Annotated in this window: 15 protein-coding genes and 1 pseudogene; 6 read left to right on the top strand and 10 right to left on the bottom strand. The window is 70.3% G+C overall.

What is annotated here, in order from left to right:
* Positions 1-97 precede the first annotated feature (97 nt).
* From ABZX61_RS62465 to infA, 3 genes are all read left to right on the top strand, one after another.
* Positions 98-1,744, top strand: a complete 1,647-nt coding sequence (locus tag ABZX61_RS62465) for a RecQ family ATP-dependent DNA helicase (RefSeq protein ID WP_355211924.1) — start codon at positions 98-100, stop codon at positions 1,742-1,744.
* A 241-nt stretch (positions 1,745-1,985) separates the two neighbouring features.
* Complete coding sequence (locus tag ABZX61_RS62460; RefSeq protein ID WP_355211921.1) at positions 1,986-2,774, top strand: GNAT family N-acetyltransferase; 789 nt, start codon at positions 1,986-1,988, stop codon at positions 2,772-2,774.
* A 53-nt stretch (positions 2,775-2,827) separates the two neighbouring features.
* The gene (gene infA / locus ABZX61_RS62455) at positions 2,828-3,052 is read left to right on the top strand and encodes a translation initiation factor IF-1 (protein WP_350734166.1); all 225 of its coding nucleotides are present in this window, start codon (positions 2,828-2,830) and stop codon (positions 3,050-3,052) included.
* Between the two features lie 174 nt (positions 3,053-3,226).
* Here infA and ABZX61_RS62450 read toward each other — a convergent pair whose 3' ends face one another.
* The 7 genes from ABZX61_RS62450 to ABZX61_RS62420 all read right to left on the bottom strand — a co-directional run bounded on the left by ABZX61_RS62450 (position 3,227) and on the right by ABZX61_RS62420 (position 11,468).
* A complete protein-coding gene (locus ABZX61_RS62450; RefSeq protein WP_355211918.1) occupies positions 3,227-4,807 on the bottom strand; it encodes a hypothetical protein in 1,581 nt (526 codons plus the stop codon).
* Positions 4,804-6,624, bottom strand: coding sequence for an NAD(P)/FAD-dependent oxidoreductase (locus ABZX61_RS62445; RefSeq protein WP_355211915.1), 1,821 nt, complete (start codon positions 6,622-6,624; stop codon positions 4,804-4,806). Before ABZX61_RS62445 ends, ABZX61_RS62450 begins: the two co-directional genes overlap by 4 nt.
* A gap of 291 nt (positions 6,625-6,915) precedes the next feature.
* Entirely contained in the window at positions 6,916-7,161 is a 246-nt protein-coding gene (locus tag ABZX61_RS62440) for an SDR family NAD(P)-dependent oxidoreductase (RefSeq protein WP_355211912.1), read from the bottom strand.
* A gap of 588 nt (positions 7,162-7,749) precedes the next feature.
* Positions 7,750-8,052 carry a hypothetical protein gene (locus ABZX61_RS62435; RefSeq protein ID WP_355211909.1) on the bottom strand — a complete coding sequence of 101 codons (303 nt, stop codon included), beginning with the start codon at positions 8,050-8,052 and terminating at the stop codon, positions 7,750-7,752.
* Positions 8,053-8,168: 116 nt separating this feature from the next.
* Positions 8,169-9,395: an MFS transporter gene (locus ABZX61_RS62430; protein ID WP_355211907.1), complete on the bottom strand. Its 1,227-nt coding sequence runs from the start codon at positions 9,393-9,395 to the stop codon at positions 8,169-8,171.
* Positions 9,396-9,422: 27 nt separating this feature from the next.
* Positions 9,423-10,376, bottom strand: a complete 954-nt coding sequence (locus ABZX61_RS62425) for an aldo/keto reductase (protein ID WP_355211905.1) — start codon at positions 10,374-10,376, stop codon at positions 9,423-9,425.
* A 714-nt stretch (positions 10,377-11,090) separates the two neighbouring features.
* Entirely contained in the window at positions 11,091-11,468 is a 378-nt protein-coding gene (locus tag ABZX61_RS62420) for a ketosteroid isomerase family protein (protein ID WP_355211902.1), read from the bottom strand.
* 257 nt (positions 11,469-11,725) lie between these two features.
* Here ABZX61_RS62420 and ABZX61_RS62415 point away from each other — a divergent pair, with 257 nt between their 5' ends.
* Positions 11,726-12,949 carry a BTAD domain-containing putative transcriptional regulator gene (locus ABZX61_RS62415; RefSeq protein WP_355211899.1) on the top strand — a complete coding sequence of 408 codons (1,224 nt, stop codon included), beginning with the start codon at positions 11,726-11,728 and terminating at the stop codon, positions 12,947-12,949.
* Between the two features lie 191 nt (positions 12,950-13,140).
* Here ABZX61_RS62415 and ABZX61_RS62410 read toward each other — a convergent pair whose 3' ends face one another.
* Complete coding sequence (locus tag ABZX61_RS62410) at positions 13,141-13,749, bottom strand: TetR/AcrR family transcriptional regulator (RefSeq protein WP_355211896.1); 609 nt, start codon at positions 13,747-13,749, stop codon at positions 13,141-13,143.
* A gap of 187 nt (positions 13,750-13,936) precedes the next feature.
* Between ABZX61_RS62410 and ABZX61_RS62405 the strand changes: the two genes are divergently transcribed.
* Entirely contained in the window at positions 13,937-14,497 is a 561-nt protein-coding gene (locus ABZX61_RS62405; protein ID WP_355211893.1) for a hypothetical protein, read from the top strand.
* An 80-nt stretch (positions 14,498-14,577) separates the two neighbouring features.
* Here ABZX61_RS62405 and ABZX61_RS62400 read toward each other — a convergent pair whose 3' ends face one another.
* Together ABZX61_RS62400 and ABZX61_RS62395 are read right to left on the bottom strand one after the other, a co-directional pair.
* Positions 14,578-15,234: a M15 family metallopeptidase gene (locus ABZX61_RS62400; RefSeq protein ID WP_350734186.1), complete on the bottom strand. Its 657-nt coding sequence runs from the start codon at positions 15,232-15,234 to the stop codon at positions 14,578-14,580.
* A 102-nt stretch (positions 15,235-15,336) separates the two neighbouring features.
* The gene (locus ABZX61_RS62395) at positions 15,337-18,345 is read right to left on the bottom strand and encodes a BTAD domain-containing putative transcriptional regulator (protein ID WP_355211890.1); all 3,009 of its coding nucleotides are present in this window, start codon (positions 18,343-18,345) and stop codon (positions 15,337-15,339) included.
* Between the two features lie 33 nt (positions 18,346-18,378).
* Here ABZX61_RS62395 and ABZX61_RS62390 point away from each other — a divergent pair.
* Positions 18,379-19,044, top strand: a pseudogene (locus tag ABZX61_RS62390) (CHAP domain-containing protein); the annotation flags it as partial.
* Positions 19,045-19,271 lie beyond the last annotated feature (227 nt).

Below are 19,271 nucleotides of genomic sequence, written 5' to 3'. Positions count from 1 at the left end.
TGGCGGGCGAGTTGCCGTAAGCTGCGGCCCGATCGGTCGCAGGCATGCGGCCCGCCAGTGCGGGTAATGACCGCCACCGAGCGGAGGGTTGGGCGGCATGGGCTTGTGGATGAGGTTGAAGGGCCGGTTCGGGCGGCGAGGGCGGAAGCTGCGGGCCACGGCCTTGCAGCGCTTCGGCTGGAGAGAGCTGCGCCCGGGCCAGCAGGAGGCGATGGAGCACTTACTCAAGGGCCGCGACGTGCTGCTCGTCATGCCGACCGGCGGCGGCAAGTCAGCGGTCTACCAGGTGCCCACGCTGCTGCTCGACGGCCCCGCGATCGTCGTCTCGCCGCTGATCGCGCTCCAGCGCGACCAGGTGACCAGCCTGCTCAAGGCGGACGCGGGCGGCGCCGTGGCGGTGAACTCGACCTCCTCCGTAGCGGCCGGGCTGGAGAAGGTGACGGCCGGGGACGCGGCGTTCGTGTTCCTGTCGCCGGAACAGCTCGCCAAGGCCGACGTCGTCGAACGCCTCGCGCAGGCCGGACCCTCGCTGATCGTCATCGACGAGGCCCATTGCGTCTCGTCCTGGGGCCACGACTTCCGGCCCGACTATCTGCGGCTCGGGAAGGTCATCGAGCGCCTGGGGCATCCGCCGGTGGTGGCGATGACCGCCACCGCCGCCCCGAACGTCCGCGAGGAGATCACCCGCTCGTTGGGGCTGATCGACCCGGCGGAGATCATCAGGGGGTTCGACCGCCCGAACATCTCGCTGGAGGTCCGCCGCTTCGTCTCCGCCCAGGACAAGAAGCGCGCGCTGGTCGAGCACGCCGCCTCCCAGAGCGGTCTCGGCCTGGTGTACGTCGCCACCCGCAAGGAGACCGAGGAGTACGCGGCCGCGCTGACCCGGAAGGGACGCCGGGCCGAGCCGTACCACGGCGGCATGCGGGCCACCGAACGCACCCGCGTGCACGAGCTGTTCACCAGGGGCGAGGTGGACACCGTCGTGGCGACGTCGGCGTTCGGCATGGGTATCGACCGGCCCGACGTGCGCTACGTGCTGCACGCCGAGCCGCCGGAGTCGCCCGACGCGTACTACCAGGAGATCGGCAGGGCGGGACGGGACGGCGCTCCGGCCTCGGCGGTGCTGTTCTACCGGCAGGAGGATCTGGGCCTGCGCCGGTTCTTCACCGGCGGGCGAGCCGACGCCGAGGCGCTGCTGCGCGTGGCGACCCTGGTTCGCGAGCACGCCGGCACGGTGCCTGCCGGCGAACTGGCCGCGCTGCTCAAGGTGAGCACGTCCAACCTCGCCAGGCTCGTCAACCTGCTGGAACGCGCGGGCGCGCTGACCGTGACCCACACCGGCGACCTGCGGTACGCCTCCCGCACGCTGACGCCGGAACAGGCCGCCGCGCGGGCGTCCGAGCTGGACGAGGCGCGACGACGCGTGGACGACTCGCGGATCGACATGATGCGCGGCTACGCGGAGACCAGGGGCTGCCGCCGCCGGTTCCTGCTCCACTACTTCGGCGAGCCGTACGCCGGAACCTGCGGCACCTGCGACACCTGCGAGAACGGCCAGGCACCCGGACCGGCGCCCGCCTCGGATGGTGGGGAGCTACCCGTGCAGGCCAGGGTGACACACAAGATGTGGGGCGCGGGGACGGTCATGAGCCGCGAAGATGACCGGATCACCGTGCTGTTCGACTCGGTCGGCTACAAGACGCTGTCGCTGGCCGCGGTGGGTGACGTCCTCCACCGCGGGTAGGTCCCGCACCGTTCCGTGGATCCGCTCGGCCATCGCCCGGGCGGCCCGGGCGGCCCGGGAAAATGATTGGACGGGACGATCCGCGCGTTGATAGCGTCCTGCGAACCGTGACACCGCACGAGGAGGTGAGACCCATGAACGCTGTATCGATGTGGGTGCTCCCCTCGTCGTCACGGTCGGGCGACTGACATAGATGTCGCCGGGAGCGCCTCGACAAGGCGATCCCGAAAGGCGACAACCTATGAATTCTGATTGTTTCCCGCCAGGCACCGGCGAGCATGCCGTAGCGATCAGCCGGGTTGCGGAGCGGCAATGGCACGCCGTCGAGGGCGACCGGGTGGTCGGCCGCGGCGACATGTCACGCAGGCCCGACGGACGGATGTTCCTCAGCATCGACGCGTGGGACGGCGAGGTCTTCGACCGGCTCGCCGACGCCATGCTGGCGGACCTGCCGAGGCCGCTGCACACCGTGGTCGACGAGGCCGACCCTGACCTGACGTCGCAGTGGGAGCGTGCCGGGTTCGCGATCCGACGCCGCGAGTGGGAGTACCTCGTGCCCACCGACCCGCGGATCACGGGTCTCGATTCGGCGCCACCACCGGAGGGCGTGACGATCGTGGCCGCGGGCAGGGTGGAAGAGGCCCCTCTGCGTACGTTGGACCGCGCGATTCGCGACGAGGTCGAGGCCACCGTCGGCTGGCAGGAGATGCCCGCCGAGGTGGTGCCCGGCCCGATCGTGCTGGATCCGTCGAAGTACGCGGTGGCCGCACGGTCCGATCAGTACGTGGGCCTGGTCCGGCTGGCAGCCGTGACTAGGCGGCCACGGATCGGGCTGATCGCGGTCCGGTCCGACCGGCGGCGCCGCGGCATCGCGCGGGCGCTGCTCGCCCACGTCCTGGGTGCCCTGCACCACAGCGGCACCGAAGCGGCCTCGGCCGAAGTGAACGAGTCCAACCGGGCGGCCATGGCGCTGTTCGAGGGCGTCGGGGCCCGGCATACGAGCAGCAATCTGGAATTGGTGCTCCGCTGAGACCGCACTGCGGCTCGCGTCAACGACATTCGTAGTGAAGAGGTGAGAGAACGATGGCAAGATCACCAGACGGTATCGAAATAGAGGGCACGGTCATCGAGTGCATGCGTAACGCCACCTTCAGGGTGGAGCTCGAGAACGGGCACAAGGTACTGGCGCACATCAGCGGGAAGATACGGAAGAACTACATCAAGATCTTGCCGTACGACCGGGTGCTTGTGGAGCTCAGCCCGTACGACCTGACCCGCGGCCGGATCCTGTACCGCTACAGGACGTAGTCACCGCCCGGGGCAGCGCATATCGGCGGGCGGCCGCGCTCACGCGCGTCGGCCGCCCGCCGTCATGCCCCGCCATCGCTCCACGGCCAGGGCCGCGATCTCCTCGGGCCGGCTGGATCGCTCCGACCACCCCGTCCCCGAGACCATCGGGTTCCGCGTTCAGGCATCGCGGCCTCAGCGGTCACTCCGGCCAGGTGCGGCTTCTTCGGGGTGCAGGAGCAGGACGCTGCCGTCGCCGTTCGCAGCGATGATCAGGGAGCCGTCCGCCGTGGCCGCGATCCCGGCGAACGGCCGCGGCATTCCGGGCAGGCCGGGCGGGATGAACAGGCCGGGTTCCGGGCCGGTCAGGCCGGCCGCGGACGCGACCGGAAGCGAGCCGGCTTCGACCTCCACGTCGCCGGTGGCGAGGTCGATGGCGAGCAGGCGGCGGTGGGCGGTCTCGACGACGTACATGGTGCCATCGTGGACGGTGATGCCCTGCGGGGTGCCGAGCCCGTCGGCCAGCACCACGGGTACGCCGTGCTCGACGCGGTACACCGCGGCGAGCTGCTCGTCGCTGACGTAGCAGCGCTGGCCGGCGTCGACGGCTACGTCGACCGGGCGGCCGAGGCCCTCGGCCAGCACGCTGACCTGGTCGTCGTGGTCGATGGCGACGATGCGGCCGGCGCCGGATTCGGCGACCAGCAGCGTGCCGTCGGCGCGCACGGCGATGCCCAGCGGCCGGTTCAGGCCGTCGGCCCGGGTGCGCACCGTGCCGGAGCCGCGGTCGTAGGTGCGTACGTGCCCGTACTGGGAGGTGGTGTGGAGCAGGTCGCCGTCGGCGGCGATGCCGTGCACGAAGGTCAGCTGCTCGGTGGTGGTGACGTCTTCGTCCGGCCGGTCGGCGGGCTGGGTGAGGCGGTAGTGGTCGGCCACGTGGACGCCACCGCCGAGATCGATGGTCACCCCGAAGGGGCCGCCGAGGCCGCGGGGCACGATCTGGCGGGTACGTCCGTCGGCCGCGAGCTCGGCGACGCCGCCATGCGCGTAGCTGGAGACGAACATCCGGTTGTCGGCGTCGAAGGCGGCGTTGTCCAGGGCGTTGAGCTCGCTGACGATTTCCGACCGGTCGCCGGTGCCGGCCAGGTCGACGCGCGTGACGATCCCGCTCGCCCCGCGGGCGAGCACCAGCAGGGCGCCGGCGCGGTCGAAGCGCACGGCGACCGGATCCGGGACGTCCGCGGCCACCAGCTCCGGCTCGCCGCCGTCGAGCGGGATGCGGAACACCTCGCCGGTGAGCATGTGCGGGTAGTAGAGCTGCCCGTCCGGGCCGAGCTGCATCGCGTTGCCCATGGCGAGGCCCGCCGTGAGCACCGTGGGTTCGTCGCCGGCCGGGGACAGCTCCAGCAGGCGTCCACCCGGGATCATCTCGTTGGCGAACACCCTGGTTCCGACGCAGGCGATGCCGTTGGGCGCGGTGATCCCGCCGGTGACGAGCGTGAAGTCCCCGGTTGGGCCCCGTCGCCACACCCGGCCCGGGACCAGGTCGGTCACGTACATCGCGCCGCCGCTGTCGAAGGCGAGGTCGTCGGGGGAGTGCAGCGGCCCGTCCGGTGGCACGACCACCTCGACGTCGCCGGTGGCCAGGTCGACGGCGCTGATCTGACCGGCGAGGAACTGGGCCACGTACAGGCGCCCGTCGGGTCCGAAGGCCATGCCGTTCGACCCCCACAGCGGACTCGCCCGGACCAGCAGCTCGGCCTTGCGGCGGTTCATCGGTTGCCCGCCAGGATCTCGTCCATGCCGCCCTCGGTACGCCACCGGCGCAGCAGGTCGTGGAAGGCGACCGGACCGGGCCCGTACGTTTGGCTGACCCGGCGGGGCTTGCCCTCGTTGTTGTAGTAGCCGGGCGTGCACTCGGCCTGGAACCGGCTGTTGTCCGGCGCCAGCTCCCGGATGGTGGCGACCCACGCGTCCTCGGCGTCCCTGGTCGGCTCGACCACACCGAGGCCACGCCGGCGGGCCTCGGCGACCACGGCGCCGATGTGGGTGGCCTGCTCCTGCAGGATGTGCACGAAGTTGACCGCGGAGGCGTTCTGTAGCGGGCCCAGGTGGAAAAGGTTCGGGAAGCCGTGGCCGTAGAAGCCGTGCAGCGTGCGGGGGCCCTGCCGCCAGGTGCCGAGCAGGGGCGCGCCGTCCCGGCCGTACACCGGCAGGGCGCCGGAGAGGATGCCGGAGACGCCGACCTCGAAGCCGGTGGCGAAGATGACGCAGTCGACCTCGTACTCGTGCTCGCCGACCACGACCGCCGACTCCGTCATCGCGGTGACGCCGCCGTGGTCGGCGGTGTCGACCAGGGTGACGTTGGGCCGGTTGAACGTCTGCAGGTAGTGGTCACTGAAGGTGGGCCGCTTGCACATGTAGCGGTACCAGGGCTTGAGCAGCTCCGCGGTGGCCGGGTCGTCGACGATCTCGTCGACGCGGGCGCGGATCTGGTTCATCTTCTGGAAGTCGGCGATCTCGTCGAGGTACTCGCGTTGCTCGGGTGACAGGTCGGTGTCGACGGTGCCGGCCATCAGATGGCGTTGCAGCCGTGCGGTGCTGGTCCAGCCGTCGTTGATCAGGTCCTGTCCGGCGGGCCCGCCGGTGACGACGGTGAGGAAGTTCGCCATCCGTTCCCGCTGCCAGCCGGGCTTGAGCGCGGCGGCCCAGGCCGGGTCGGTGGGGCGGTTGTCGCGCACGTCGACCGACGAGGGGGTGCGCTGGAAGACGTACAGGTGCTGCGAGTCGCGCCCCACGTGCGGGATGACCTGGATCCCGGTGGCGCCGGTGCCCACGACCGCGACCCGCTTGCCGGCGAGCTGGTGCAGGCCGCCGCTCTGGTCGCCGCCGGTGTAGCCGTAGTCCCAGCGGCTGGTGTGGAAGGTGTGCCCGCGGAACGTCTCGATGCCGGGGATGCCGGGCAGCTTCGGCTGGGTCAGGGTGCCGGAGGACATGACGACGTAGCGGGCACGGAAGTCGTCGCCGCGGTCGGTGCGCACCTGCCACTCGGCCGCGGCGTCGTCCCAGCGCAACTCCGTGACGCGGGTGTGGAACAGCGTGTCGCGGTACAGGTCGTAGAGTTCGGCGATCGCGACGGCGTGCCGGCGGATCTCCTCGCCGGGCGCGTACCGCATGGTGGGCAGGTAACCGACCTCTTCGAGCAGCGGCAGGTAGACCGATGATTCGATGTCGCAGTGGATGCCCGGGTAGCGGTTCCAGTACCAGGTGCCGCCGAAGTCGCCGGCCTCGTCGAGCATCCGGATGCCGTCCACGCCGGCCTCGCGGAGCCTGGCGCCGGTGAGCAGCCCGCCGAAGCCGCCACCCACCACCAGCGCCTCGACTTTGTCGCGGACCGGTTCCCGCTCGGCGCGTTCGGTGTACGGGTCGGCGGCATAGTAGCCGAACTCGCCACGGGCGCCCTGGTACTGGGCGTTGCCGTCGGGCCGCAACCGGCGGTCGCGTTCGTGGCGGTACCTGGCGCGTAGCACGTCCGGGTCGAAGCCCAGGTCCGCGACTGTGAGGCGGGCAGGCGGCGTCGGAGAGTGTTCCATGGATGCCCTTCCGATTCGGGTGATCAGGTGGGGAGCGGGTGAAGCTCAGTTCGGCGGCGTGCTCAAAGGCGTTCTCGTTGCGATCGGCGGCAGGCAGGCTGCGCTCTTGGCCGTACGAATGAGCGAGCGGCCGGTGGCGAGTCGGTCCCGCTTGGCGCGGTCGCCCAGCGGCATGCCGATCATTTTGGCGTGGGCGCTCATGTACGCGGCCTGAGCGGCGTCCTTCTCCTCAGAGGTGAACTCGGCCAGGCTGACCAGCGTGTCGGACCAGTACGCGAACTTGTCAGCGGGTCAGCACTGGCCGGCCGGATCGGCGCCACCGGGCAGCCCTCGCGCGGTTCGGCCCATTCCGCCGATGTCCGCGGCCACCGCGAGGGCGGCGTCGCCGATGTCGGCAGCGGTGCGATGAGCGCTCTCTTCGTTGACATCACAGACCACGACGCGAGCGCCGGACTTGGCGAAGGCGACGGCCATCGCCCGGCCAATGCCGGAGCCCGCGCCGGTGACCAGGCAGATCTTGCTGTCGAAAGCGCTCAACGTCCTCTCCTGTCTGGAGCGAGTATCACAACCGGACAATGTTGTCCGGTAACAATGTAGCCCGTCTGACTGATCATTGTCGACTTCGGGGCATGCTGATGTTGAGCATGCGGACGCTGTTGTCCGGTTGGTGGTGTGAGAGTCATGTCCGTGGCACGTCCGGCGGGCAAGAGGCGCCGCGTCGCCGCTCGCAATCGCGCGGCACTGATCGCGGCGGCCCGCGAAGTGTTCGCGAACGTCGGCTACGACGCGCCGCTCAGCCTGGTCGCTCGCGCATGCGGGGGCCGGCCGGAGCGGTCTCTATCGGCACTTTCCCGACCGGCTCAGCCTCGCACCGGCCGTCTTCAATGACGGCGCAGCCGCCCGTGGGTGGTCGCTCCTACGCCGGGGCATGCGTGCCTGACCGGCTCCGGCCCTGTCCGGATGGCGGAAGGCATGTCGACACACTCGGCCCGCAGGCGGTCTCCTGCCGCCCCAGATGATCGCCGATCTGGAAGTCGGCTCACCGAACCGGCGACAGGCTGACCAGGGCCGTCTTCGCGCCATGACAGCCATCCTGCGGACGCACCACCACCCAACCGGCGAATATCAGCCGTAATCGTCGATCTCGCCGTAGAGGGCAACCGGTCTTTTGTGGTGCACGGCCCAGATCTGGTTGCCGTAGTCGAAATGCCACCACTCATCGGCGTCACACCGGAAGCCGGCCATGGCGTCCCTGAGTATCCGTCGACGGTCCCGCACGGCCGTGTTCTCTGTATTGTCCTCGAAATAGAGCGCTGCCGACTCACGCCGGTGATCACGCCGATGACGGCCGTCGCGGCCACCCTGGGTGTGGTTGCAACCCGGCTGCGCGCAGCGGAAGCCGCCGGTCGGGCTGGAGAAGATCGGCACGTGAGACGCATCAACTTGACGTCAGGCGACCTTCAGGTGCCTGAACGATCTTGTAGGGCGTCAAACTCGTGCACCGTCGTACGCGTCGCCTGGTCGCCACGCCGACCGGTGGGTGCTCACCCAGGCACGGCGGTCTGTTCGCGCTCGCCCGATGCTCGTCGTGCGCTGATCGTCATCACCGCGAGGCCGGCCAGGACGATGGCGGCGCCGGCGTACAGGGGAGCGGTGTAGCCGAGGCCGGCGCTGATGGCCAGGCCGCCGAGCCAGGCGCCCAGCGCGTTGCCGACGTTGGAGGCCGAGACGTTGGCGCTGGCGGCGAGCGGGACGCCGTTCGCGTAGTCGGTGACGCGGGTGATCATGCCGGGGACGGCGGCGAACCCGAACAGGCCCAGCAGGAAGACCAGGACCACCGACGCGGCGGGGCTGCCGGCCAGCAGGCCGAACGCGATGAGCGTGGCGGCGAGGCCGGCCAGGGAGGCGATCAGCGTGCGGTCCCGGTTGCGGTCTGCGGCCCGCCCGCCGGCCAGGTTCCCGATCACCAGGCCGGTGCCGTACACGACGAGCAGCCAGGCCACGTCGGCGCTGGAGAAGCCGGTGACCTGGGTGAAGGTGTAGGCGATGTAGCTGAACGCGCCGAACATGCCGCCGTAACCGAGCGCGGTGGCCGCCAGCGTCAGCCAGACCTGCGCGGAGCGGAACGCGCGGAGCTGGACGCGCAGCCCGTTCAGGCCGGAAGCCGCCGAGGGATGCGTACGGTCCACCGCGCCGGCCCAGCCCGGCACCAGCGCCGCGATGGCGAGCAGGGCGATCACGCCGATCACGGTGATCGCCCAGAACGTGGCGCGCCAGCCCCAGCGTTCGCCGACCAGCGCGCCGAACGGCACGCCCAGGACGTTGGCGAGGGTCAGCCCGGCGAACATCACCGCCACCGCCCTCGACGCCCGCTCCGGCGGCACCATGCGCCGGGCGACGAGCGAGCCGATGCCGAAGAACGAACCGTGACACAGGGCGGCGACGACGCGGCCGAGCAGCATGACCGGATAGTCGGACGCGACGGCGGAAATGAGGTTGCCGGCGACGAAGAGCGCCACCAGCCCGATGAGGACCGACTTGCGGGACAGCCCGCTGGTGGCGGCGGTCACCACGATGGCGCCGACGGCGACGCTCAGCGCGTATCCGGAGATCAGCCACCCCGCCGCGGCCTCGGACACGGCCAGGCTCAGGCTCACCTGGGGGAGCAGGCCCGCGATCACGAACTCGGTCAGGCCGATCCCGAAGCTGCCGAGGGTCAGCGCGATGAGCCCGGCGGGCATCCGCCGGCTGCCGTTCGCCGGAATCGTCACGAGAGCATCATCTCGTTGCGATCTTACTCACCCGCCACGTAGCCAGGCGACCTGCTCGGCGGACAGGTGAATCTCGCCGGCCCTGAAGCCGGCTCTCAACTCCTCCAGCGTCTTCGGCCCGTACCGGGCGAACGTCGGGAAAGGCTGGTGCAGGAAGTAGCCCATGGCGATCGCCGAGGGTGAGACGCCGTAGTCGCGGGCCGGCTTTTCGGCTCGCTGCTTCCGCTCGAAGTTCTCCGGCCCGTAGAAGCACCGCACCAGCGTCGCGTCCGTCCGGTCCGAAGGATCGGCTCGGGTGAAGAAGCTGCAGGACCGGGCCGACCACGCGAGCAGTGGCAGCTGCCGTTCGGTGAGCCAGCGGATCGATTCCGCGTCGCACGCGTCCAGGCAGCCGGGCCACGGCAGCTCGTTGGGTTCGGCCAGGCCGAAGTAGTTGCTGAGCAGCGAAAAGCCGCGTTTGCCATTGGCCCGTGCCCAGGCGTTGGCCTCGTCCACCCGTCGGATCGACCAGTTCGAGCCGCCGAAAATGCGCACGAGGCCGGCGTCGGCGTGCTGATTGAGGACGTCGACGAACTCGCCGACCGGTATGTCCTCGTTGTCGCGGTGCAGCAGGTAGACGTCGAGGTGGCCCGTTCCCTGCCGCTCCAGCGACTCCAGGAGCTGACGGGTCAGCCCGTCCGGGTCGCAGTCCGGCGTGTGCGCGCCCTTTCCGATCACCACGACGTCGTCACGGATGCCACGGTTGGCGATCCACCGGCCCAGACGGCGTTCTGCCTGTCCGCCGAGATACAAGTGCGCGGTGTCGAACACGCTGCCGTCGAGCGTGACGTAGTGGTCGAACAGCGCGGACACTGTTGGGATCGTCGCGTTGTCCCGCTCGAACGGGTAGCAGACCCCGACCACCGTACGCCATCGCTCGAGAGCCGCGCAGGCGGTGGTGGTACCACGTGGCCCGGTGGGCGGGAAACTGGGGATCGACATGGCATCCCTGATCAAGCGCTACAAGGGCGGCGAAGGGTTGCCAAGTCTGGCGAGAGCATACGGGCGCAATGCGGCGACGCTTCGCCGCTGGCTGTGTGATGCGGGCGTGGAGATGCGCAGACGGGGACGCCCTCGGACGGCAGCCCGCGCCGGGTTGCGATCTCGGGGGATGGGGTAAGTCCCGACACTGGACACACCGCGCCGGGCGTGGTTCGCGGGTGCGGGTTGGCATGGGTCGCGCCGGGCACGCGGCGGCCGTTCGGATGGGTCAGGGCGTCGGCGGTGCCGGTGCGGTTCGAGGGGCGCGGCGAGGGCGGGCCTGCCGGACAGCGAGGGCGAGCACGGCGCGTCAGCGCCGCACGCAGTCCCGATGACGGTGGGGCCGGCACGTCCTGATGCCGTGTCCATCCGGGCGGGCAACCGGGGTGTTGGCGCGCGCCTGCTACGGCGTGATGCGGCAGTGGGGGTTGGGTCATCACACAGTGCTCGGAGTGCGCTGGGCTCCGCCTGACAAATGGTCATTGGATGGAGTCGCGGAGTCAGACGATGAGTCCGGCGCGCCAGCGGTCGGCGCACTTCCTGGGGCGCCCTCGCCGACGATCTGATCGATCAGCGAAGAGCCGGCGGACGCCGCAAGATCCGCCTTATACCGAAAGTGTCATCGGATGATCCGGGAAGGTGTACTCTTTCCCGGCCGACCCACAAGTTTCGTTGTTACTCATCAGCAATATCTTGGTATATGCCATGGGCGACGTAGTATGAGTCGCCATCCTGTACGAGGATGAACGTCTGAACGAAATGCTGTAGCTCGCTATTCTGCTTGCAGCGTCCTCTCGCCAAAGCGAGTATGGTGCCGTCCGCCAGGAGATGTGCGTCGACGGTCACAGTGCGGTCGGAATAGCTCAAATCAGGGCCTGTGGGGCTGGCCAGGTAATCTGGGAGGGCGTCTTCGCCCACGAACGTCCCACCGTCAAAGGTTATAACGGTGCTCTCCCTGAACAGTCTTCCGAGGTCCGGTAAATCGTTATCAAGCGTGTGGAAATAGCGATCCTTGATGAAAAAGCGGACGGCCTGAAGAGTGTCGTAGTCCACAGTCTTCCATTCAATTGCGCGTCGGTACGGATCCTCATACTTGAGGGCTGGAGAGTTCTGACAGCGCGGACTCGGCTGGATGTCACTCCGCCCCTATCGATGGTAACGATCATCCTTCGATATCCCAACCCCTGCTGCCCTAGGAGGGGAAAACTGTGCGACTCACGTGGAAGCGCTCCCATCGCACCGTCCTGCGCCCGCGGTGGACCATGCAGCCAGACCTCGCAGGAACCGTACGCGTAGCCACGGAGGTGTGAATGCGCTTTCGCATCCTTGGGCCGCTGTCGATCGAAGGCCCGCACGGCTCCTTCGCGGTGACCGGCCGGCAGCGCCGCTTGCTGCTGTCCGTCCTGTTGCTGAACTCCGGACGGCCCATCGGGGTGACCTCGCTCATCGAGCGCATGTGGGGTTCGAACCAGCCCAAGTCCGCCGTGGCGAACCCGCGCACCTATGCGTACGAGGTCCGCCGGCTGCTACGGCAGACCGGCGACGAGGACGGCAGGGTGGAGAGCCATCCCTCCGGCTACGAGCTGAAAGTGGGCAAGGGCGAGCTCGACCTCGAGGAGTTCCGCACCCTCGCCACTCGGGGACGGACGGCGGCGAACTCCGGAGACCACGAGGAGTCGGCGGCCATCCTGCGCCGCGCCCTCCAGCTGTGGCGGGGACGCCCGCTGGAAGAGGTCCCGGACCTCGAGCCCAACCTGGCCACGGACGTTCTCGCGCTTGAGGAGCAGTACTGGGGGGTCGCGGCGGACTGGGCCGACGCCGAGCCCGCCGTCGGCCGCCACACCGTCGTGATGCCGCACCTGCGCCGGGTGGTGGCCGAGCGGCCACTCGACGAACGCGGCCGGCTCCAGCTCATCGCGGCGCTCCGCGCGGCCGGGCAGACCGCCGACGCCCTCCGCGCGTACCGCAGCGTCCGCCAGATCTGCGTCCGTGAACTCGGCGTCGAACCCGGCGAATCCCTCAAGCGCCTGCACGCCGAAATCCTCACCAGCGGCGCGCACGCGCTGCCCGTGCCGGCGCATCCGTCTCCGGACGGGCCGGCGCCAGAGGCGAACGACTCCCGCCCCGCTGACACGCCGGACGCTCCGGCAGAGCCGCAGCCGCAGGTCCGGCCGCTGCGGCGGCGCATCACACCGCTGAACGGCCGCGGCAGCGCGAACCGGCCGGCACCCGTGCCCGTCACGGCCCTCCCGCCGCCGCTGCGGCATCTGGTGGGGCGGGAGCATGAGCGTGCCTCCGTCCTGGCGCTGTGCGGCGCGGGCCGGCCACACCGGCAGAGCGCCGCGTCCCCGGTCACGGTGTCGCTCACCGGCACGGCCGGGATCGGCAAGACGGCGCTCGCGCTGACCCTCGCCCGCCAGCTGCGACGGTACCGTCCGGACGGGCAGATCTACCTCGGCCTCGACAGCTCGTCCGCCCGGCCGAAGTCGCTGTCGGACGCACTGGAGGAACTGCTGATCATCCTCGCCGGGTAGCGCGCCCGACGGTGATCTGCAGCGCATCGCGCTGCTGCGCCGGATCCTTGACGGCCGCAGGATGCTGCTCGTCCTCGACGACATACTGAACGCCGAGCTCGTCCGCCCGCTGCTGTGGAGCGGCTGGTCGATCGAGCACCTGCTCCCCGAGTCCCTCCGCTGAGAGCGTTCGCCGGCGGAGGCCTGCGGCTTCAGGCGCCCGCCGGTCCGCTGTAGTCGGTGACGGCGTAAACCTGTAGGAGTCTCTCGACTCCGCGCAGGAAGGTCTCGCAGATCAGCGCCGGGTCGAACAGGCAGCCGGCGGCCATGGCGCCGTCGCGCATCATCACGAAGTGGCGGGCGGCGGGCTCGGCTCCGGTCTCCTGGATCTTGGCCAGCAGTGCCGTGACGGTGTCCAGGAACCATTGGCGGTGGGCGAGCACGGCCTTGTGCACCGGGGACTCGGGGTCGGGATACTCGGCGGCGGCGTTGAGGAAGGCGCATCCCCGGAAGCCGGGGGACTGGATGCCTTGGGCGATGGACTCGCTGAGGGCCTGGATGGTGCCGGCGGCCGGTAGTCCGGCGGCGACGGCCTCGTCGGCCTGACCCCGCATGGCCCGGTCGACCTCGTTCAGGTAGGCGAGGACGAGGTCTTCCTTGCCGGGGAAGTGCCGGTAGAGGGTGGCCCGCGTCACCTGTGCTTCGGCGACGATGCGATCGATGCCGACGGCGTGGATGCCCTCCGCGTAGAAGAGCCGGGTGGCCGTGTTGAGCAGCCGGGACCGCGCTTCGGACGGCCGGCCTTCGGATTGGCTGGGCATATGGCCATCTTAGGGGGTAGAACGTTCGGTCTTGACATTCCGCGCCGCACGTTGCCATGCTGTGCCGAGACAGAACGTTCGGTCTAGCTAGGAGCGAGCCTGGCGGCGGCCTGGCAGGACCCCCACCGGACGAGAAGGCCCGACCACGGGCCGCTCCCCACATCGCTCATCCACCGAAAGGATCATCATGAGCACGATCGCTGCTTCGCCCGGTTTTTCCGGGACCGCGTCCGCTTTGCGGCGGCTGTACTTCGTCCGGTTCGCGTTCGCCATCGTCTGGGCCCTCGCGATGTTCACGACCGCCTCGAACCTGGGTCCGCTCGCGGTCACCCTGCTCGTGCTCTACCCGCTGTTCGACGTGGCCGCCGCCATCGTCGACGCCCGCGCGTCGCGCGCCACCGGATCAGCTGCCCTGCTGTACGTGAACATCGCGGTCAGCCTGATCACCGCCGTCGGCGTGGCCATCGCCTGCGCGTCCGGTATCCCGGCCGTGCTGCGCGTGTGGGGCGCCTGGGCGGTCGTGGCCGGGCTGGTCCAGCTGATCGTGGGCGTCACCCGCCGCAAGATGGGCGGCCAGTGGCCGATGGTCATCAGCGGTGGCATCTCCGTACTCGCCGGTGCGTCCTTCATCGTCGGCGCCTCCGCGGCCGGCCCGACGCTGACCAACGCGGCCGGCTACGCCGTCCCCGGCGGCATCTTCTTCCTCATCTCGGCCTTCCGCCTCGGCCACGCCGCGAAGGGAAACTGACCTGGACGGCAACACGTACGACGTCGTCGTCATCGGGGCCGGCCCGTGACGGAGTGCTGCCGCCGGCCGCGCCGTCCACTTCAGGACGGCAACTCCCAGGGGCCGTACAGCGCGTGGTGAGCGCTCGTGGTGAAGGCCCAATAGCGCTCGCCGTAGGACCAATGCCACCACTCGGTCGGGTAGTTGACGAAGCCGATGGAGGTCATGGCGGTGCCCAGGATGTGCCGGTTCGCCGTGGCCTCCGCGGAGATGGCGGTCGAGGCGGTGTAGCAGGCCTCGCCGTCCTCCGGCGGGGTGGCGTTGACCGGCGTGCCCATCGGCAGTTCGTCGCCGTTGGAGGTGCACAGGGTCAGGTCGACCGCGCCGCCGGTGACGTGGGGGGCCACGTCGGGCGGGGAGACGTATCTGCTGGCCTCGACGCGAACGCGGTTCTCGTCCCAGCCGGGGTGCGCGGCGCGGTGACGGGTGACCGATGAGTCGAAGTACTGCTGCTGCAGTCCCACCCGACGGTACCCCTCGGTGATCAGCAGGCGCAGCTCGCGGGGCAGCCGGGTCTGCGCGGCCACCAGCCGGTCGGCCACGCTCAGCCGTACGTGCGCGTAGGCCCCCTCGCGGTCGGCCAGCCTCGGATCGACCCGGATGGCCTCCACGGTGCGCAGGTCCACGAGCGGTTCCCCGCACTCCTTGACGGAAACCGCGGCGATCCGCGGGTCGGACAGGAGCACGATCTTCGGCATGGAAGCCCTCCGTAGTGAACCATGGACACGCCACATGAGGCGTGCCGTCGCCATGGTTCACGAGCGGGATCCAAGACCGCTGTAATCCCCCTGGAACGGTTTTTACTGCGACATCTCCTCGTACTCGCGGGCGCCGTGCAGCCGGAACACCTCCAGCGCCTCGGCCCGGGTCGTACGGGCGGTGGCGTCATCGCCGAGGGCCTCGTGGACCAGCGCCAGGTCCCGCAGGGTACGGGCCCGGAACAGACCCAGGCGCAGCGCCTCCCACAGCCGCACGGACTCCTCCAGATCAGCCTTGGCCTGGTAGAGGCGGCCCTCGGCCAGGTTGAGCTCGCCGAGGGTACGCAGGGTGCAGGCCTCGCCCCAGCGGTCGTGCAGGGTCCGGGTGACGCCGAGCGCCTCCTCCAGCAGCCGCCGGGCCTGCTCGTGCCCGCCGAGCCGGAGCCTGACCTTGGCCAGCGAACGGGAGCAGTAGGCCACCATGAGCCGGTCGCCGAGCTGCCGGAAGATCTCCAGCGCCTGCTCGCACACCTTCTCGGCCAGGTCGTACTCGCCTCTGGCGCGGTGGTGCAGCGACATGTTGCGCAGGGTCAGCCCGGCGCCGCGCTGGCTGCCGGCCTGCTGGTAGAGGGTCAGCGCCGTGGTGAAGTCGGTCCAGGCGGCGGCGTAGTCGCCGCGTTCGAGGCGTACCGTGCCGGTCAGCCGTTTGACGTGGGCGATGGCGGCGGTGTCGGCCAGGCGCTCCCAGAGCGGTTCGGCCTCGCCGAGGAAGTGCAGCGCCTCGGCCAGGTACCCCTGTTCGCGGCACGCCGCGCCGAGGGCGGCCAGGGTGGAGGCCTCTCCCCGTACGTCCGCGGCCTCGCGGAACAGTGAAAGCGCCTGGCTGAGGTACTGGCGGGACTCGGCGTAGAAGTCCCGCTCGTAGTAGAGCTGCCCCAGGCCCGCCAGCAGGCTCGCCTCGCCGAGCACGTTGCCGGTGCGGCGCGCCGCGGCCAGCGCCGCCTCGTGGGTGCGGTGCCAGGAGGTGAACGGGTCGTCGACGACGTACTGGCTGCTCCCGAGGGCCACCAGGGACAGCGCGGAGGCGAGGTCGACGGCCAGCTGGTCGAGGTCCATCGAGGCGGCCAGCTCGACGGCGGCGATCAGCGACTCCTCCTCGCTCCGGAACCAACCCCGCGGGTCGGCCAGCGCCGGGCGGGCCGCCTCAGCCCCAACCGGGTGCGGCAGCCCGGGGGTGACGCGCATGGGCACGGCCCCGGTCGGGACGACCTTGCTGACCTGCTCGACCAGCCACAGCCAGCCGCCCAGCACCCTTCTGGTCATCGCCGTCAGCTCCTCGGCCCCTTCCTCGGCCCGGGCGCGCTCGCCGGCGAACAGCCTGACCAGGTCGTGGAGCCGGTAACGGGCCTGCCCGGTCTCGTCGGGGTCCACCTCGTCGACCAGCGAGGTGTCCACGAGCTGCTCCAGCAGCTGGTCGGCCTCGCGAGGGCCGATGTCCACGGCGGTCGCGGCCACCCAGAGGGGGAAGCTCGGCAGCCCGAGCAGGCCCAGCCGGCGCAGCGCCCGCTTCTCCTGGGCGGAGAGCATGTCGTAGCTGAGGGCGATGCTGGCGCGTACCTCCAGGTCACCGGCGGCCAGCTCGTCGAGCCGGTGCTGCTCGTCGGCGAGCCGGTCGGCCAGCCGCTGGGCCGACCAGCGGCGCCGCGAGGCCAGGCGCGCGCCCGCGACCCTCAGTGCGAGCGGCAGGCCACCGCACTGGCCGACGATGCGCGCCGCCGCCTCCGGGTCGCCGGTGATCCGCTCCTCGCCCGCGATGCGGATGAGCAGGTCGATGCCCGCTTCGGGCGGCAGCATGCCGAGGTCGACGAGCATGGCGCCGGACAGCCCGGCGAGCCGGTTCCTGGAGGTGACGACCACCGCGCAGCCCTCGCTGCCCGGCAGCAGCGGGCGTACCTGAGCCTCCGAGGCGGCGTCGTCCAGCACGATCAGCCGGCGCCGGTCGGCCAGCAGCGTCCGGTAGCGGCTGGCGCGCTCCTCCAGCGTGAGCGGGAGCGGCGCGCCGGTGGGCTCAAGCTCGCGCAGCAGCCGCCCGAGCACCTCCTCGGCACCGGCCGGCGTGCCTGTGGTGCCGCGCAGCTCGACGTGGAGCTGCCCGTCGGGATAGTGGTGCGCGATCTCGTGCGCCGTACGCAGTGCCAGGGCGGACTTCCCGACGCCGCCCTGGCCGGAGATGACGCAGATCGGGGTGGCGCCGGAGCCGGTGAGATGGTCACGCAGCGCCAGGATCTCCTTCTCGCGCCCGGTGAAGTCGGGCACGGGGGAGGGCAGCTGGCGAGGCATGCGGGGCGCGGCCTTGACCGGTCTGGCCAGCGCGGGGTCCGAACGCAGGATGGCCTCCTGCGCCTGGCGCAGCTCGGGCCCGGGCTCGACCCCCATCTCCTCGATCAGCACCCGGCGGCCCTTCTGGAAGACGGCCAGCGCGTCGGCCTGCCTGCCCACCCGGTACAGGGCCACCATGAGGTCGCGGCGCAGCCGCTCGCGCGTCGGGTGCAGCTCGACCAGCTCGGCCAGCTCGTCGATGAGCCGCTCGTCCTGCCCGGCCGCGAGGTCCGCGGCGATCCGCTCCTCGGTGACCGCCAGTCTCAGCTCTTCCAGCCGTACGGCTTCCGCGCGCAGGTAGGCGCCGCCGATCCCGCCCAGGGCCTCGCCGCGCCAGAGCCGCAGAGCCGTACGGAAGGTTTCGGCCGCCTCCTCGTGCCGCCCCTGCTGGGAGGACTGCCTGCCCTGGGTGACGAGTCGCTGGAAGAGGTCCCGGTCCAGGACGTCCGGGGGGATCTCGGCCAGGTAGCCGAGCCGGTGGGAGACGATGACGTCGGGCAGCCCCGCGCCGGTGAAGGCTCTTCGCAGCGAGGCGACGTAGGTCTGCAGCACGCCGCGGGCGGTCGTCGGCGGATCGTCCTCCCAGATCGCCTCGATCAGCCTGTCGACCGTGACGACGCGGCCCGCCTCCAGCAGGAGCGCGGCCAGCAGCGACTGCGGCTTGGCGCCCCCGAGGAGCACCTGCCGTCCCCCGTTCCACACTTCCACCGGTCCCAGGAGCCGTAACTCCATGTGAATCTCCCAGGTTTCGTGCCCGCACCGATCATGCCAGTACCGACCGGTACAGCGCTATTGCAGTCCATTTGGAGAGACCCCGACCAGTCTCAGTTCTCGTCAAGCAACGCAAGCGAGAGGGACGTCATGAAGAACTCGATGGCCAAGCGCGCCACCACCTGCCTGCTGTCGGCGACGATCTCGGTGGTCGGGCTGCAGGCGGCCGTCACCGCCCCGGCCTCCGCGGCGAGCCGGGACACGATCGTCTCGGTCGCGCAGGCGGAAGCCGGCAAGGCGGCCCGCAACAAGGAGAACCCCATGGGTAGCGGGTGCAACTACTACACAGGGGTCTTCCGCACGTGGAAGTCGGCCTCCGGCTGCGGTTCGGGGGACGGCGTGCAGTTCCGCAACAGTGACTGGTGCGCCGACTTCTCCAAGTACGTCTGGAAGACCGCCGGGGTGCGCTACGCGGACGTGGCCGAGACCAGCGGGGGCATCCTGACCGGCTGGGCCTCCTCCTTCAAGGACTACGGGACCACGCACGGGACCTGGCACGCCCGCTCCAGCGGTTACACCCCTCAGCCCGGGGACGCGCTGGTGTTCGACTGGGACCAGAGCGGGGACATCGACCACGTCGGCATCGTCACCTCGTCCAACGCGAGCACCGTCTACACGATCGAGGGCAACAGCGGCGACGCGATCAAGGCCCACAGCTACTCGCGATCGGACATCGACATCGTCGGCTACTCCTCACCGGTCGGCATCGACGGCGGTTCGCCGAGTCTCGGTGTCCTGGAGTTCTACCTGTCCGACAGCCAGAGCTCGAACGTGGCCACCCGCCCGGTCATCGCGTACGGCAACAGTCCCATGGTCCCGATCCGTGGTGACTGGGACGGTGATGGCAAGGACACGGTCAGCAGTTTCGACCCGACCACTGCCACCTT

This window comes from Nonomuraea sp. NPDC003709 (genome assembly GCF_040610775.1).
In the GTDB taxonomy this organism is placed as follows: Bacteria; Actinomycetota; Actinomycetes; order Streptosporangiales; family Streptosporangiaceae; genus Nonomuraea; species Nonomuraea angiospora_A.
This window is presented reverse-complemented; position numbering and strand designations above follow the sequence as displayed.